Source organism: Streptomyces sp. NPDC050704, assembly GCF_040654355.1.
GTDB lineage: Bacteria > Actinomycetota > Actinomycetes > Streptomycetales > Streptomycetaceae > Streptomyces.
The window spans coordinates 1-14553 of the sequence record NZ_JBFAHW010000035.1 but is presented as its reverse complement, the minus strand read 5'-3'; the positions used below and the strand labels follow the sequence as shown (position 1 = coordinate 14553).

Here is a 14553-nt window from a genome sequence, read left to right as displayed (position 1 = left end):
CACTCGGCTACCGTGGAGTCACTTAGTGGGTTTGGAAAGCAAACCCATTGACTCCGAGGGGCCAGACCATGCGTGACGCAGTCATCGTCGAAGCCGTACGCACCCCCATAGGCAAGGGCAAGCCGAACGGTTCGCTCGCCCACGTCCATCCCGTGGAACTCCTCGCCCACACCCTCCGCACCCTCGTCGAACGCTCCGGCGTCGACCCCGCGCTGATCGACGACGTGATCGGCGGCACCGTCGACCAGGTCGGCGAGCAGGCCATGAACACCACCCGCTACGCCGTCCTGTCCGCGGGCTTCCCCGAGTCGGTGCCCGCGACGACGGTGGACCGCCAGTGCGGGTCGTCCCAGCAGGCCGTGCACTTCGCCGCGCAGGGCGTCATCTCGGGGGCGTACGACATCGTCGTGGCCTGCGGGGTGGAGTCCATGAGCCGCGTACCGATGTGGTCGAACGTGCCGGAGGGCAAGGACCCCTTCGGACCGGGTGTCGCCGAGCGCTATCCCGAGGGGATGATTCCGCAGGGCATCAGCGCCGAGCTGATCGCCGCCAAGTGGTCGATCTCCCGGGAACAGATGGACGCCTTCGCGGTGGACTCGCACCGGAAGGCCGCCGCCGCGTGGGAGAACGGCCTGTTCGCCGACGAGGTCGCGCCTCTTGAGGGCGTCACGCGCGACGAGTGCGTCCGGCCCGACAGCAGCACCGAGGTCCTCGCCGGACTCAGGCCCGCCTACTTCGACCCGGCCTTCGGTGAGCGCTTCCCGCAGATCGACTGGAACGTCACCGCGGGCAACGCCAGCCCGATCAACGACGGGGCGTCCGCCGTGCTCATCATGTCGAGCGAGACCGCGGCCCGCCTCGGCCTGCGGCCGCTGGCCCGGCTGCACAGCTTCGCCGTCACCGGATCGGACCCGCTGCTGATGCTCACCGGCGTCATCCCCGCCACGGAGAAGGTGCTCCGCAAGGCCTCGCTGACCCTCGACGACATCGACCTCTTCGAGGTCAACGAGGCCTTCTCCAGTGTCGTCCTCGCCTGGCGGCAGGAGACGGGCGCGGACCTCTCCAAGGTCAACGTCAACGGCGGCGCGATCGCGATCGGCCACCCGCTCGGCGCGAGCGGCACCCGGCTGACCACCACGCTCGTCCACGCGATGCGCATGCGCGGGGCTCGGTACGCGCTGCAGACGATGTGCGAGGCGGGCGGACTGGCCAACGCGATGGTGCTGGAAGGGCTGTAACCGGAGTCGAGCCCAGGCCCGTCAGCGGGCGCGGAAATGGTGGCGCTTGCGCCAGGCGACCACCGCGCCCACCAGGGCCGGGATCGCGATGCAGGCCATGGCGATCAGGAAGGCCGGGGAGGTCGGTGTCGAGGCCCGGGCGCCGGCGACGGAGTAGGCCGCGGTGTTCGGGATCGAGCCGAGTGCCGTGGCCAGGAGGAAGGGCAGGTAGCCCATGCGGGACACGGACGCGCAGTAGTTCGCGGCCCAGAACGGCACCCCGGGGAAGAGCCGGGCGGCCATCATCGAGCGGAAGCCGTGGCGGCTGAGCTGGCCGTCCGCCGCCTTGAGCCAGCGGGCGCGCAGCAGGGGCCGCAGTGCGTCCTGGCCGAGCATCCGGCCGAGACCGAAGGCGATCCCGGCACCGAGCACCGTACCGGCGAGCGCGGCTCCGAGGCCCAGCTGCGAACCGAAGAGGGCGCCGGCCGCCAGATTGAGGAGCGGCCGTGGCACGAACGCCACCGTGCACAGCCCGTAGGCCACCGCGAACACCACGGCCGCCGCGGTGCCGTTCAGCTGCGGCGGCCAGCCGTCGGACAGCAGCTTCTGCGGCTCGAACAGCAGCACGGTCGAGGCGGCCGCCACCAGCAGCGACACCAGCAGGGACAGTCGCGACCATGGAGAGAGCAGTGCTCTCGTGCAGCGGGCGGCCAGACCTGTTGGTGCGGCGGGGGCGAGCTCGATGGTGACGAGCTCCGTGGCGGTGACCGGGGGAGTGGCCGTGGCGGTGCCCCCAGAGTGGGTGGTGGCATCGAGCATCCGGTGACACTAACTGACCAATGTGTGTGATCGCCGTATGGTTCGTCTCATGGGCGTCACAGCTTCCGGAACGTCAGATGGCCGTTCGGAGATGCCGGGCAGTGCTCTCGCGGACACCCTGCTGGAGCGGCTCACCGTCACGTACGCCGCGTCGGCCGATCCGGAACGGGCCGTGTCGCTGCGCGCGTACATGAAGGACATCGCCCCCTTCCTCGGTCTGACCACGCCCGATCGTCGCGCGCTCTCCCGCGTCGTCCTTGCGGGAACGCCCCGCCCCGACGAGGCCGACTGCACGGCGGTGGCGTTGCACTGCTGGCGTCTGCCGGAGCGCGAGTACCAGTACTTCGCAGTTGACTACCTGCGCCGCAATGTGAGGCGTCTCTCGTCCGGGTTCCTGCCCGTGGCGCGCCATCTCGTCTCCACGGTCCCGTGGTGGGACACCGTGGACCTGCTCGCCTGCCATGTGGTGGGAGGCCTGGTGGCCGCCGACCCGAAGCTGAGGTCCGACATGGACGCGTGGATCGAGGACGACAACCTCTGGGTCGCCCGCACGGCCCTGCTCCACCAGCTCCGCCACAAGGAAGCCACCGACGCCGAACGCCTCTTCGGGTACTGCGTCCGGCAGTCCGGCCACCCCGACTTCTTCATCCGGAAGGCCATCGGGTGGTGTCTGCGCGAGTACGCGAAGACGGACCCGGAGGCGGTACGGGACTTCGTCGCCCGGGAACGCGAGCGGCTCGCGCCCCTGTCCGTACGTGAGGCCCTCAGGAACATCGGCCCCTGACGCACCGGCGGAAACACCCGACTCGGGCTGACATCCCGGCCGCGGAAAACCATTCGACGTGGGCAGACGCGTCAGCGAAGATCTCCTCATGTTCCGGTACGCCTTCCCTCTCGCAGCATCCGCGGTCGCGGATGCCACGAAGGCTGCCGTCCTGTTCACCGTGGCCGCCGCAGACGGCGCCCGAAGCTGACCCTTCCCGGATCGTCCGGCGGACCCCGCAGGGGGAGGGTCGGAGAGTCCTTGGGGTCCCCGTCCCGGCCGCTTCCGCCGCCGGGGCAATCACTCAGTCCGACTGACACATCCGACTGACACCGAAGAGGCTTCGAGGTACAGCCATGCCCAAGACGGCTTACGTGCGCACCAAACCGCATCTGAACATCGGCACCATGGGTCACGTCGACCACGGCAAGACCACACTGACCGCCGCCATCACCAAGGTCCTCGCCGAGCGCGGGACCGGCACGTTCGTCCCGTTCGACCGGATCGACCGTGCGCCGGAGGAGGCCGCGCGCGGCATCACCATCAACATCGCGCACGTCGAGTACGAGACCGACACCCGGCACTACGCGCACGTGGACATGCCGGGTCACGCCGACTACGTCAAGAACATGGTCACCGGAGCCGCGCAGCTCGACGGGGCGATCCTCGTCGTCTCCGCGCTCGACGGGATCATGCCGCAGACCGCCGAACACGTGCTGCTGGCCCGGCAGGTGGGCGTGAACCACATTGTGGTGGCTCTCAACAAGGCTGACGCGGGCGACGAGGAGCTCACCGATCTCGTCGAGCTGGAGATCCGCGAGCTGCTCTCCGCGCACGGCTACGGCGGAGACTCCGTACCGGTCGTACGGGTCTCCGGGCTCAAGGCCCTTGCGGGCGAACCGCGTTGGACGGCGGCGATCGAGGCGCTGCTGGACGCCGTGGACACGTACGTGCCGACGCCCGAGCGGTATCTCGACGCGCCGTTCCTGCTGTCCGTCGAGAACGCGCTCACGATCACCGGACGCGGGACGGTCGTGACGGGCGCGGTCGAGCGGGGCAGGATCCGCGTGGGCGACCGTGTCGAAGTGATCGGGGCCACCGTCGACACGGTGGTCACCGGCCTGGAGACCTTCGGCAAGCCGATGGAGGAGGCGCAGGCCGGCGACAGCGTGGCGCTGCTGTTGCGCGGCGTGCCACGCGACGCGGTGCGTCGCGGATACGTCGTCGCGGCGCCCGGCAGTGTCGTGCCCCGAAGTCGGTTCTCCGCGCAGGTGTACATCCTGTCGGCGCGCGAGGGCGGGCGTACGACGCCGGTGTCCACCGGCTACCGGCCGCAGTTCTACATTCGCACCGCGGATGTGGTCGGTGATGTGGACCTCGGCGAGCGGGTGGTCGCGCGGCCGGGCGACACCGTCACGATGACGGTCGAGCTGGGCCGCGAGGTGCCGCTGGAGCCCGGCCTCGGCTTCGCGATCCGCGAGGGCGGTCGCACGGTCGGCGCGGGAACGGTGACCTCGGTCGTCTGAACCCGGCCGGACCCGGCCGAACCAGGTGGGTGTCCGCCTCCCGAACAGGAGGCGGACACCCACCGGCCGCCGAAGCGGCGACAATGGGCCCGTGGACGAACCGATACCCGTGACGCGCGCCGTGGATCACGGGACCGCCAAGCTGATGCCGGACGTCGACCGGAAGCGGGCCTGGCTGCTGACGGTCGACGGGGCACCCCAGTCGTACGTCGATCTGGACGCGCCGACGCACCTGGAGTTCGAGTACGCGCGGCGGCTCGGGCACGTCCTGGACACCGTCGCGGAGCCGGGGCGCGCGCTCGACGTACTGCACCTCGGCGGGGGCGCGCTCACCCTGCCCCGGTATCTCGCCGCGACCCGGCCGGGGTCCCGGCAGGACGTGGTCGAGGCGGACGGCGCTCTGCTGGACCTCGTTCTCGAACAGCTGCCCGTCCCCGACGACGCGGGCATCGCGCTGCACGGCGCGGACGCCCGCGGCTGGCTCGAATCAGCCGCCGCAGGCTCCGCCGACGTCCTGATCGCCGACGTCTTCGGCGGCTCCCGCGTTCCGGCGCACCTGACGTCGGTCGCGTACGCCCGCGAGGCCGAGCGGGTCCTGCGCGACGACGGCGTCTATCTCGCGAACCTCGCGGACGCCGCGCCCTTCGCCTTCCTGCGCTCCCAACTCGCCACGTTCGCCGCGGTGTTCGAGGAGCTGGCGCTGATCGCCGAGCCGGGCGTGCTGCGCGGCCGCCGGTTCGGCAACGCCGTCCTCGTCGCCTCCCACCGCCCCGTCGACACGGCGACCCTCACCCGCCGCACGGCCGCCGACGCCTTCCCGGCCCGGGTCGAGTACGGCGACACGCTGCGGATCTTCATCGGGGACGCCGAGCCCGTGCGGGACGAGAACGCGGTGCCCTCGCCGGAGCCGCCGGACGGGGCGTTCAGCATCGGCTGAGCCCCGGCCGGGGAGACGAAACCTCGTACCCGGAGTCAGGACTCCGCAGGGGTGCCGTGCAGGCGCACGGTGCCCAAGATCTTCATGATGGTCTTGTCCGACAGCTCTTCCGAAACGCCGGTCGCCCCGTACAGGCTCCAGGCGACGAAGTCGCCCTTCGAGTTCTTGAAGCCGAACGTGATGGCCTTGCCGTCACTGGCGCACTTGGACTTGCCCTTCTGCGGGCTGCCCTTCGACCTGGCCCATGCGTAGCTGCCCTCGATCCCGGACTCGGTCGTGAAGGCCGTGGCCTTCTCGTCGAGCGTGATGCTCTTCCGGTCCGGCTGGGTGTAACCGCCGAAGACCCACCAGGGCACCTGGTTCACCGCGACCTCGTCGACGTTCTTGGCGCCGTTGGCACCCTTGGTGCCCACGGCGGCCAGCGCCGTGTCCTCGACCGTGCCGTCCTTGTCCTCGTCCGACGTGCACCACTTCTCCTTGAGGTAGGCAGGTGCGGACATGGTGATCAGCGGCTTGGCTCCGGCGTCCTTGGTGTCCTCGAAGCCGACGATGGTGTCGGACGACTGGACGGCCCAGTCCGCCGGGACGTCGAACGCCGTGCCCCACTTGGGGTTGATGACGACCTTCCAGCCCGCGATGGTCGGCTTCTCGTCGTCGGTGCCGCGCGGGTTGCCCCCGCCGGCGGACGCGGACGCGCTGGGGTCCTCGGGGGCACTGGAGGAGGGTGACTGCTGCACCTTGTCCTTGTCGTCGCCCGCCTGGTCGTCCTTGTCACCGCCCAGGACCAAGAAGCCCGTGACTCCGGCCGCGACGACGACGGCCGTGGCCGCCACGATCGCGACGAGCTTTGTCCTGTTCCCGTTGCCGCCGCCGCCCTGCGGTGGTTGGGGCGGCTGGGGCGCACCTGGCACAGTCCAGCCGGGCTGTCCCGGCGGGTACGGGTTCTGCTGCTGGAATCCGGGCTGCTGATACGGATTCGGCTGTTGGTACCCCGGCTGCTGGTACGGATTCTGATTCGGGTCCTGCGGGTTCTGCTCGCCCCCGGGCGGCTGCTGTCCTTGCCACATGGGCGCCCACCCTAGCGGCGCGGGGACACGTTTGAGTCACTGCCTCTCGTCATCGGGCTGTCCCGGGACCGTCGGCTCTATCCGGTCACGCGCGCTGTCACGACGCCGAGATCACGCCGACGGTTTCTGGCCAGCATTGGCTACTCGTGGGTAACCTTCGGTCATGAACGAAGATCAGCTGTCGATCGGCGAGTTGCTCGCCGCCACCGTGCCGATGGTCCGGACCCTGAAACTCGAGTACCTGGAGACCACGCCGGAGAAGGCCGTGCTCGTGCTGCCCGATCAGAGCGAGTACCACAACCACGTCGGCGGGCCGCATGCCGGAGCGATGTTCACGCTGGGGGAGTCGGCGAGCGGAGCGATCGTGCTGGCCGCGTTCGGGGAGCAGCTCGCGCGTGCCGTTCCGCTGCCCGTGACCGCCGAGATCGCGTTCAGGAAACTCGCCAGAGGGCCGGTGACGGCCACCGCGACACTCGGTCGTCCGGTCGCCGACGTCATCGCCGAGCTCGACGCGGGGCAGCGCCCCGAGTTCCCGGTGGTCGTCGCCATTCGGCGCGAGGACGGTGCCGTGACCGGCGAGATGACCGTCATCTGGACGCTGCGGCCGAACGACTGAGGGGCTGCCCGGGGCGTCACCCCTGTCCGTTGGAGCGGCCGTCGGCCGTGGCCGTCGTCAGGGCGGCCTCCGGCGGCATGTTGTACGGCGTGACGACCTGGATGGCGGACGGGAGCGAGGGGGCCGGGTCCGCGGGCAGGGCGTCGTGGGCCCGCATGATGACCTGGCAGGCGCCGCGCATGTCCTGGCGCAGGTCGTGGTGGAGCACGGCGGACAGCCGCCCCGCGCGCAGCAGCCGGGCGTTGTCGTGGTCCAGGTCGTGGGCGACGAAGACGTCACACGGCCGGTTCACGGCGTCGAAGGCGTCCAGGGTGGCGATGTTGCCGCCGCCGATCGAGTAGACGGCCCGGATGTCGGGATCCTGCCGGAGCGCCGCAAGCACCAGGTCGTACTGGGTGGCGTCCAGGCCGTCGCTGTCGGTGACCTCCACCAGCCGCCGGGCCGGGCGCACCGTTCGCATCGTGGCGCGGAAGCCCATCTCGCGCTCCTCCTCCCCGCGGAAGAAGCCGCGGCTGATGGTGGTGAGGACGTGTCCGGGACCGTCACCCAGCCACTGGCCCACCAGGTACGCGGCGGTGGCGCCCGCCGCGCGGTTGTCGATGCCGACATAGGCGAGCCGCCCGCTGGCCGGCAGATCGGTCACCAGGGTCACCACCGGAATTCCCGCGGCCACCAGCCGGCCCACGGCCGCGGTGACCTCGGGCACGTCCGGGGCCTTGAGGATCACGCCCTGGGAGCCGCGCCGGGCGATGCGCTCCAGTGTCGAGACCAGATCGTCCGGTGTGCCGGTCTCCCGGAAGTGGAACCGGCAGCGCATGACGGCCGGGTGCAGTGACGGCAGCTCGGCCTCCAGCGCGGTGCGTACCGCGGTGGAGAACCGCTCCGGTGTCTGCATGACGATGTCCGTCATGAACGTGCGGCCGGTGAGCCGGACCTGGGTGCGCTGGCGGTCCAGATCGTCGATGGCCTGGCGCACGGACCGGGCGGTGCTCTCCCGGACCCCGCCCCGGCCGTTCAGGACCCGGTCCACCGTCGCCTCGCTCAGCCCCGCCTGGCGGGCGATCTCCCTGATCGCGTACGGGTGGCCCATCACCGGCTCCTTGAGGGGTTTTTGATGGCTCGCTGACGATTGCCTGAGGGGTGCGACGTAACAAGAATGACATCAGCGTGCGCCGCCGCGTCCGCCGGAAGGCCGCCGCGATCCTCGAAAGGACGACGATGTCCCGTACCGTTTCCGCACGCCGTACGTGGCTGTCCGTGAACGACTGCGACCTCGACGCGTTCCGTGAGCTGGTCGAGCAGACCACCGACCGGGGCGACTACCCGTACGCCACCGCGGTGGAGCACAACGTCCTGCTGTACGACGGCGAGCGCCTGCGCGCCGCGGCCGGCACGCCCGAGGGCCGCCGGGATGTACAGGCCGAGCTGGTGCGGGCGCTCGACGAGGGACCCGGCATCGTGGTGTTCCGGGGCGCCTTCCCCGACCGGGAGGTCGTCGGCCGGGCCACCGAGGCCTTCGACGCCCTGATCGCCGAGCAGCGCGCCTCGGGGGCCACCGCGGGCGACCACTTCGCCAAGCCGGGTGCGAACGACCGGGTGTGGAACGCGCTGGAGAAGACGGCGCTGTTCGACGCGGAGGCGTTCGCCGACTACTACGCCAACGACCTGGTCGCCCTGGTGTCCGGCGCCTGGCTCGGCCCCGGCTACCAGGTCACGTCGCAGATCAACGTCGTGAATCCGGGCGGGGCCGCGCAGACCGTGCACCGCGACTACCACCTGGGCTTCCTGAGCGGCGAGGCCGCCGCCGCGTACCCCGCGCACGTCCACCGCCTCTCACCGGTGCTGACGCTCCAGGGCGCGGTCGCGCACTGCGACATGCCCGTCGAGTCCGGCCCGACGATGTACCTGCCGCACTCGCAGAAGTACGAGTCGGGCTACCTGGCCTGGCGGCTGCCGGAGTTCCGCGACCACTTCGAGACCCACCACGTCCAGTTGCCGCTGGCCGAGGGCGACGCGGTCTTCTTCAACCCCGCCCTGTTCCACGCCGCCGGGCACAACCGGTCGGCGGACATCCGGCGCATGGCCAACCTGCTCCAGATCTCCTCCGCCTTCGGCCGGGCCATGGAGACCGTCGACCGCGAGGCCATGGCGAACGCCGTCTACCCGGTGCTGCTCAAGCGCAAGGCCGAGGGCGCGAGCCAGGAGTGGCTCGACACGGTCGTCGCGGCCTGCGCCGAGGGCTACCCCTTCCCGACCAACCTCGACTCCGACCCGCCCGTCGACGGACTGGCCCCGCCCTCCCAGGCGGACACCGTCCGCCGCGCCCTCGGTGAGGGATGGACCCCTGAGCGGCTGCGAAACGCGCTGCGAGCCGGCGCCGAGCGCCGCGAGAGCTGAGCAGCGGCAGCACCGCGGACCGCTTGAGAACAGAGACAGGAACATGAGACTTCTCGAAGACAAGATCGTCCTCGTCAACGGCGGCAGCCAGGGCGTCGGCGCGGCCGTCGCCCGGGCCGCCGCCCGCGAGGGCGCGACGGTGGCCGTCACCGGACGGCGCCCCGAGCCCGGCGAGGCACTGGTGGCCGAGCTGACCGAGGCCGGCGCCAAGGCCATGTACGTACGGGCCGACCTGTCCGACGCCGAACAGGCGCGCGGCAGCGTCGCCGAGGTGATCGCCGCCCACGGCCGGGTCGACTGCCTGGTCAACTCCGCCGGACTCACCTCACGCGGCACGCTGCTCGACACCACGCCCGAGCTGTTCGACGCGCACATCGCGATCAACCTCAAGGGCCCGTTCTTCGCGATGCAGGCCGCCGTGGCGGACATGGTGGCGCGCAAGGCACCCGGCACGGTCGTCAACATCATCACCTCCTCCGAGCACGGCGGACAGCCCTTCCTCGCCCCGTACGTCGCCGCCAAGGCCGGGCTCGCGGGCCTGACCCGCAACGCCGCGCACGCCCACCGCTGGGACCGCGTCCGGATCAACGGCCTGAACATCGGCTGGACGGCGACCGAGGGCGAGGACGCCACCCAGCGCACCTTCCACGACGCCGGCGACGACTGGCGCGAGCAGGCGGCGGGCCGGCTGCCGATGGGCAAGCTCGGCCAGCCCGACGAGATCGCCGACTTCGTCGTCCTCCTCCTCTCCGACCGCAGCGGTGTCGTCACCGGCTCGGTCATCGACTGGGACCAGAACGTCCTCGGCGGACTCGACTGACCCACCCCGCACGGAACCGCAAGCACGGAACCGCAAATACGGAACGGCAAGCAAGGAGCCCCTGACCATGCGTATCGGCATCCTCGGCCTCGGCCGGATCGGCGCCTTCCACGCCGAGACCCTCTCCCGGCTCGACGTGGTCGAGTCCCTCGTCGTCGCCGATCCGTATGCGGGTGCGGTCACGGCGGCCGTCGAGCGCTTCGGCGCCCAGGCCGTGGACTCGCCCGAGGCGGTGCTGGCCGCCGGAGTGGACGGCGTGGTGATCGCCGCCGCGACCGACGCCCACCCCGGACTGATCCTCGCCGCCGTGGAGGCGGGCGTCCCGGTCTTCTGCGAGAAGCCCGTCGCCCGCACCATGAAGGAGGGCGTCGAGGTCCTGAACGCCGTGCGGGACAGCGGCGTTCAGATCCAGATCGGCTACAACCGGCGCTTCGACGCCGGGTTCGTGGCCGCCCGGGCCGCCGTCCAGAGCGGCGAACTCGGCCCGCTGCACACCGTACGGTCCACCACCCTGGACCCGGCGCCGCCCCCGGCCGCGTACATCGCCGCCTCCGGAGGCATCTTCCGGGACTGCTCGGTGCACGACTTCGACATCATCCGCTGGGTCACCGGGCGCGAGGTGACCGAGGTGTACGCGACCGGCAGCAACCGCGGGGCGGCGTACATCGCCGAGGCCGGGGACGCCGACACCACCGCCGCGATCCTCACCCTGGACGACGACACGCTCGCCGTGGTCTCCAACTCCCGCCACAACGCGCGTGGTTACGACGTCCGCATGGAGCTGCACGGCTTCCAGGACAGCATCGCGGTCGGCCTGGAGGACAAGCTGCCGCTGCGCTCCGTCGAGCCCGGCGTCACCTTCCCCGCCGGCACCCCGCACGACTTCTTCATGGACCGCTTCACCGAGGCCTACCGCGCCGAACTCGACGCGTTCACCGAGGTCGTCGCCGGCCGGCGGACCTCGCCGTGCACCGTCGCCGACGCGCTGGAGGCGGGCTGGATCGCCGACGCCTGCACCCTCTCCCTGCGCGAGCACCGCACCGTCACGATCGAGGAGGTACGCACCGCATGACCACCGAGGCCGAGCCGCTGCGCATCGGACTGCTGGGCGCCGCCCGTATCTCCGACCGGTCCCTGATCGGCCCGGCCCACGCGACCGGCCACCGCCTCGTGGCGGTGGCCGCCCGCGACCGCTCCCGCGCCGAGACCTTCGCCGCCGAGCACGGCATCGAGCGCGTCCTGGACTCGTACGCCGACCTGGTCACCGACCCCGAGGTCGAGGTGATCTACAACCCGCTCGCCAACGGCCTGCACGGACCGTGGAACCTCGCCGCGCTCGCCGCGGGCAAGCACGTGCTGACGGAGAAGCCCTCCGCGAGCAACACGGCGGAGGCCGTCGAGGTCCGTGACGCCGCCGCCAAGGCGGGCACCGCCTTCATGGAGGGCTTCCACTACCTCTTCCACCCGGTCACCCGTCGCCTGCACGAACTGCTGGACTCCGGGGAACTGGGGGAGCTGCGGCACGTCGAGGCCCTCGTCGCGGTTCCAGCGCCGCCCGACACCGACCCGCGCTGGTCCCTGCCGCTGGCCGGCGGCGCGCTCATGGACCTGGGCTGCTACAGCCTGCACGCCCTGCGGATGCTCGCCCCCTGGGCGGGCGGTCCGCCCACCCTGGTCAGCGCCCGGGGCGGCGGACGCGAGGGCGCCCCGGAGGTCGACGAGTGGCTCGACGCGGACCTGGCCTTCCCCAGCGGCGCCACCGGCTCGGCCCGCTGTCACATGGACTACAGCGAGCTCCGCATGAGCTGCCGGATCGTCGGTTCCCGGGGCGAGGCGACCGCGCTGAACTTCGTTCTGCCGCACCTGGACGACCGTGTCGTCGTACGCACGGCGGCGGGGGAGCGGACCGAGGAACTCGGCAGGCGGTCCTCGTACACGTACCAACTGGAGGCGTTCGCCGCCCATGTGCGCCACGGGGCGGCGCTCCCGCTGGACGTGGAGGACGCGGTGACGACCATGAGGCTGATCGACGACTGCTACCGCGGCGCCGGGTTCCAGCCTCGGCCGCGCACGGCGCTGCCGGGTTCGTAACGGCGGTCGTCGGGGCGGGATGTCGCATCCCGCCCCGTTCGGCTGTAGCAGGGTTCAGCTGTAGAAGGCCGGGCGCTCGATCAGTTCGACCTCGATCCGGCCGCCCTCGCTCTGGGCGCGTACGCCCGCCTCGCAGACCGCGGCCGCGGCATAGCCGTCCCAGGCGCTGGGGCCGGTGATCTCGCCGCGCCGGGTGGCGTCCACCCAGGCCTGCACCTCGCGGTCGTAGGCGTCCTCGAAACGCACCACGTAGTCCTGCGCGATGGTGCCGCCCCAGCGGCCCGCCATGTTGGTGACCAGGGCGTGGCCGTCACCGATGCGGGCCGTGCCGCGCTCGCAGACGACCTCGGCCTGCACCTGGTACCCGAAGCCGCAGTTGACGTTGATCTCGACGTCAACGACCGCCCCGCCGTCGGTCTCGAACAGGACGAACTGCGGGTCCTCCAGGCCCTCCGGGGCGTTGCCGGACGGCGTCGGCTTCAGCACGGTGACCGCGGTGATCTCATGGCCGAGCAGCCAGCGCGTCACGTCCATCTCGTGGACCACGGAGTCGTTGATGAGCATGGCGCTGGTGAAGCCGGGCGGCGTGGCGACGTTGCGGTGCCGGTTGTGCAGCATCAACGGCCGGCCCAACTGCCCGGACTCCAGCAGCGACTTGAGCTTCGCGTACTCGGTGTCGTACCGGCGCATGAAGCCCACCTGAACCCGGCGGTGGCCGAGCCGCTGCTCGGCCGCCAGCACCCGCAGCGCCGAAGCCGCGTCCGGGGTGAGCGGTTTCTCGCACAGGACTGGCAGGTCGTGCTCGAAGGCGGTGAGCAGCGCAGCTTCGTGCGCGGGACCCGGCGAGGCGATCAGTACGGCGTCGACGTCGTCCGCGGCCATGGCGGCGGCCGGGTCGGTGTGGGCCGAGCAGCCCTCGATGCCGTCGGCGATCCGCTTGACCCGTTCGGCGTCGACGTCCACCACCGCGGTCACGCGTGCCCCGTTGGTCACCTCCTGGATACGGCGCACATGATCGGCCCCCATCTTTCCGGTGCCGATGACGGCCACGCCGAGCGTTCCGCGCTGAGCCATGGTCGGGTCCGTCCCTTCTCAGGCGCCGCAGGAGCGCAGGAACTGGCGGGTGCGCACCGCGATGGGCAGGGGCTGGTCGGGCGGGCAGGGGTACATGTCCTGCTCGACGATCGCGAACAGGTCGATGCCGAGGCCCTGCGCGGCGGCCAGTACCGGCTCCAGGGCGGGGATGCCCGCCGGGGGTTCGCACATCACGCCGCGCTGCACGGCCGGGCCGAACGGGATCTCGTTCTTCACGACGTCGGCGAGGATCTCGGGGTCTACCTGCTTGAGGTGCAGATAGCCGATGCGCTCGCCGTACGTCTCGATCAGCTTGACGCTGTCGCCGCCGCAGTAGGCGTAGTGACCGGTGTCCAGACAGAGGCTGACCAGACCCGAGTCCGTCGAGTCGAGGAAGCGCGCGACGTGCTCCTCGGTGTCGATGTGCGTGTCGGCGTGCGGGTGCACGACGATGTCGAGGCCGAAGCGCTCCTTCACCTCGTGCCCGAGGCGCTCCATACCCTTGGTGAGGTACGCCCATTGACGGACCGTCAGCTCGGGCGGCTCGATCAGCTCGGCGGTCTTGTCGTCCCGCCAGAACGACGGGATGACCACCAGGTGCTTCGCTCCCATGGCCCGGGTGAGCTCGGCGACCTGGCTGACATGCTCCCAGGTGGCGTCCCAGACGTCGGGGCCGCGGTGCAGCGAGGTGAAGACCGTGCCGGCCGACACCTTCAGGTCACGCTTGGCCACTTCGTCGGTCAGCTTGACCGGATCGGTCGGCAGATAGCCGTACGGGCCCAGCTCGATCCACTCGTATCCGGACCCGGAGACCTCGTCCAGGAAGCGTTCCCAGGGCACCTGTTGAGGGTCGTCCGGGAACCACACTCCCCAGGAGTCGGGAGCCGAGCCGACGCGTATGCGGTCCAGGGCGTTCGGCGTCTGCGTCATCAGTCGGTCCCTTCGGGAGCCGGGAGGGGAACCACGACAGGGGCCTGGAGGTCTTCCTTGTCGGGGAGCTTTTCCACGTCGACGCCGCTGACTTGGGCGAGTTCGTGTTTGAGGGCGGCGAGTTCGGCGCCGCCGGCCATGTGGTTGGTGAGTTCTTCGAGGCTGACGTCGCTGCGGGTGGCGCTCAGTTCCATGGTGCCGAGCCGCAGGACGCTGAAGTGGTCGCCGACCATGTAGGCGTGGTGGGGGTTGTGGGTGATGAAGATGACGCCCAGGCCGCGGTCGCGGGCGGCGGC

14 protein-coding genes and 1 pseudogene are annotated in these 14553 nt (G+C 71.0%); 9 read left to right on the top strand and 6 right to left on the bottom strand.

Translation table 11 applies throughout. The features are described 5' to 3' along the window. The first annotated feature begins 68 nt into the window (after positions 1 to 68). Positions 69 to 1238: a thiolase family protein gene (locus tag AB0I18_RS21490; RefSeq protein ID WP_363107139.1), complete on the top strand. Its 1170-nt coding sequence runs from the start codon at positions 69 to 71 to the stop codon at positions 1236 to 1238. A gap of 21 nt (positions 1239 to 1259) precedes the next feature. On the opposite strand, the gene AB0I18_RS21485 is transcribed toward AB0I18_RS21490, so the two are convergent. Then, entirely contained in the window at positions 1260 to 2036 is a 777-nt protein-coding gene (locus tag AB0I18_RS21485; RefSeq protein ID WP_363107138.1) for a TVP38/TMEM64 family protein, read from the bottom strand. 49 nt (positions 2037 to 2085) lie between these two features. Here AB0I18_RS21485 and AB0I18_RS21480 point away from each other — a divergent pair, with 49 nt between their 5' ends. The 3 genes from AB0I18_RS21480 to AB0I18_RS21470 all read left to right on the top strand — a co-directional run bounded on the left by AB0I18_RS21480 (position 2086) and on the right by AB0I18_RS21470 (position 5262). Next, positions 2086 to 2820, top strand: coding sequence for a DNA alkylation repair protein (locus AB0I18_RS21480; protein ID WP_363107137.1), 735 nt, complete (start codon positions 2086 to 2088; stop codon positions 2818 to 2820). A 335-nt stretch (positions 2821 to 3155) separates the two neighbouring features. Then, positions 3156 to 4325 (top strand): elongation factor Tu, encoded by a 1170-nt coding sequence (gene tuf / locus AB0I18_RS21475; protein WP_363107136.1) that lies wholly within the window; start codon positions 3156 to 3158, stop codon positions 4323 to 4325. A gap of 91 nt (positions 4326 to 4416) precedes the next feature. Then, a complete protein-coding gene (locus tag AB0I18_RS21470) occupies positions 4417 to 5262 on the top strand; it encodes a fused MFS/spermidine synthase (protein WP_363107135.1) in 846 nt (281 codons plus the stop codon). 35 nt (positions 5263 to 5297) lie between these two features. Here the strand turns inward: AB0I18_RS21470 and AB0I18_RS21465 are convergent, their stop codons facing one another. Then, positions 5298 to 6329 (bottom strand): proline-rich domain-containing protein, encoded by a 1032-nt coding sequence (locus tag AB0I18_RS21465; protein WP_363107134.1) that lies wholly within the window; start codon positions 6327 to 6329, stop codon positions 5298 to 5300. Positions 6330 to 6507: 178 nt separating this feature from the next. Between AB0I18_RS21465 and AB0I18_RS21460 the strand changes: the two genes are divergently transcribed. Beyond that, positions 6508 to 6945, top strand: a complete 438-nt coding sequence (locus tag AB0I18_RS21460) for a DUF4442 domain-containing protein (RefSeq protein WP_363107215.1) — start codon at positions 6508 to 6510, stop codon at positions 6943 to 6945. A 16-nt stretch (positions 6946 to 6961) separates the two neighbouring features. Here AB0I18_RS21460 and AB0I18_RS21455 read toward each other — a convergent pair whose 3' ends face one another. Next, a complete protein-coding gene (locus AB0I18_RS21455) occupies positions 6962 to 8035 on the bottom strand; it encodes a LacI family DNA-binding transcriptional regulator (protein ID WP_363107133.1) in 1074 nt (357 codons plus the stop codon). Between the two features lie 128 nt (positions 8036 to 8163). On the opposite strand from AB0I18_RS21455, the gene AB0I18_RS21450 reads away from it, so the two are divergent. The 4 genes from AB0I18_RS21450 to AB0I18_RS21435 all read left to right on the top strand — a co-directional run bounded on the left by AB0I18_RS21450 (position 8164) and on the right by AB0I18_RS21435 (position 12253). Beyond that, positions 8164 to 9342, top strand: coding sequence for a phytanoyl-CoA dioxygenase family protein (locus tag AB0I18_RS21450; protein ID WP_363107131.1), 1179 nt, complete (start codon positions 8164 to 8166; stop codon positions 9340 to 9342). 43 nt (positions 9343 to 9385) lie between these two features. Continuing rightward, positions 9386 to 10162: an SDR family oxidoreductase gene (locus AB0I18_RS21445; RefSeq protein ID WP_363107130.1), complete on the top strand. Its 777-nt coding sequence runs from the start codon at positions 9386 to 9388 to the stop codon at positions 10160 to 10162. A gap of 67 nt (positions 10163 to 10229) precedes the next feature. Then, entirely contained in the window at positions 10230 to 11234 is a 1005-nt protein-coding gene (locus AB0I18_RS21440) for a Gfo/Idh/MocA family oxidoreductase (protein ID WP_363107129.1), read from the top strand. Further along, positions 11231 to 12253, top strand: a complete 1023-nt coding sequence (locus AB0I18_RS21435; RefSeq protein ID WP_363107128.1) for a Gfo/Idh/MocA family oxidoreductase — start codon at positions 11231 to 11233, stop codon at positions 12251 to 12253. Before AB0I18_RS21440 ends, AB0I18_RS21435 begins: the two co-directional genes overlap by 4 nt. Positions 12254 to 12307: 54 nt before the next feature. Here AB0I18_RS21435 and AB0I18_RS21430 read toward each other — a convergent pair whose 3' ends face one another. The 3 genes and pseudogenes from AB0I18_RS21430 to AB0I18_RS21420 form a co-directional block, all read right to left on the bottom strand. Beyond that, complete coding sequence (locus AB0I18_RS21430) at positions 12308 to 13327, bottom strand: Gfo/Idh/MocA family oxidoreductase (RefSeq protein WP_363107127.1); 1020 nt, start codon at positions 13325 to 13327, stop codon at positions 12308 to 12310. An 18-nt stretch (positions 13328 to 13345) separates the two neighbouring features. Further along, complete coding sequence (locus tag AB0I18_RS21425; RefSeq protein ID WP_363107126.1) at positions 13346 to 14257, bottom strand: sugar phosphate isomerase/epimerase; 912 nt, start codon at positions 14255 to 14257, stop codon at positions 13346 to 13348. Beyond that, positions 14257 to 14553: pseudogene (locus tag AB0I18_RS21420) on the bottom strand (sugar ABC transporter ATP-binding protein); the annotation flags it as partial. The pseudogene AB0I18_RS21420 and the gene AB0I18_RS21425, both read right to left, overlap by 1 nt.